This is a genomic window from Bartonella sp. AA74HLJMH (assembly GCF_042197045.1).
Taxonomy (GTDB): Bacteria; Pseudomonadota; Alphaproteobacteria; order Rhizobiales; family Rhizobiaceae; genus Bartonella.
Genome location: NZ_JBHIRJ010000085.1, coordinates 1 through 1,576 on the forward strand (window position 1 = coordinate 1; position 1,576 = coordinate 1,576).

Here is a 1,576-nt window from a genome sequence, read left to right on the forward strand (position 1 = left end):
TTGGAGCTTGCACGCAACAAAATTCCTTCTCCAGGGCGCCAACTCTCTAGCTGATAAGGACCAACACAAGCAGAATGGCTTGCCAAATACCGGTTTCCCATATCACCATTTTTTTCGTGTTTCATGAGTGTCTCACGATCAAGCAAAGCAAGAGTACGACTAGTGGCAAAATGGCTAAGAATGAGCTCTGCTGGATAAGGTTTATCAAATTTCATCACAACCGTTTTGTCGTCCGGTGCTTGAAAAGCCTCATCAACGTTTTGTTCTGTAATCCCATATTCATTAAATGTCGCCGCAGTAGCCATCTTCAATTGAACAACCCGCTTCATGCTCCAAATAAGATCATTGGCATTCGCAGGACGACCATCGTTGAACTTCAAACCATCACGCAAATGAAAAGTAATCACCGTACTCTGATCATCACTTGAAACATCCCAACTCTTCGCTAAAGAAGGAACCATTTTAGCAGCATCATCTGTAGCAGAAACGACTAAATTATCACAAACATTAACAAGAACTTCATTACCATAACGGTCATTGATTTGTGCGGGATCAAATGTACTTATTGTATCAAGATTCCAAGCCATCACAAGCGTATCGGCGGGTGTTTTCGCTGAAACTTGTTGCACAAACATCCCCATTGCAAGAACAGCAGAAACAAAAGAACTGCCCTTTTTCAATATTTTTCTTTTCCCGTTCATAGAATTTTCCTTTTAAGATTTAAGGTTATTGTATAACTTCCCATGTGACAACATGCAAAAATGATAAGATCATGCTTAGAAAACACGCCTCCTAGAGGTAAAATATCAAAATCTCTAAAAGCAGCAGCCACTTTTCAAAAGCTCCTTCCCTCCTAAATACGTATAGAACAAACGAACATATGCAACGCAAAACGATCTGATTAAAATGAAGCTATCACGCACGATAGCACACGACATCACGGCACTTATAATTCAGAGCATATCAGACCAAAATCCTTCCTTGCTTCATTAAAAAGATTTCTTTTTCAAGTTTCTTCTTGCGATTTTCTAAAAAGTATCATCAAAGCGCTACTCTAATTGCTTCAAAAGCCTCAAAACAATTTGATATTTTGATGATCCTGAATAAATTTTTTCGTAACCATTTTCACCCTTCTTCAGAAGAAAATTCGAATTTTATTATAACTCCGTATCAAATAACAGCTTCGAACCTATAGATTATCATATTTTAAGTCATAAGGAATGTAACCTGAGGTATGAGAAGAGTAGCTTGATGTTTCCCCACGTACCCGCATACAACAGTTTTTCTCACCAAAACATTTTATAAAGTCCCCATTTTTTCAGAAACACTAAATTTTGCTTTATTCGTTACACCTGTCTTTTGCAACAAACAAATTTATTACTTTTTATACATATAAATTGAAATATCAAATATTAATATCTATATACGTAGAATTTATCGAAATAAATAACCTCTCTTCCCAATAGAATGTTTTGAAACAAAATTCTCTACACAACATGGTAATCCATTCCCGATAAAATTCAATGTATTGCAAAGTGTTAAAGAGCTTTGCAATACATCAAATATATCATGACCA

1 protein-coding gene is annotated in these 1,576 nt (G+C 36.1%); it reads right to left on the bottom strand.

All coding sequences use genetic code 11. The annotated features are described in order from the left end of the window. On the bottom strand, positions 1-701 hold a 701-nt coding region (locus ACFINH_RS09780), incomplete at its 3' end, for an ABC transporter substrate-binding protein (protein WP_375613990.1). Positions 702-1,576 lie beyond the last annotated feature (875 nt).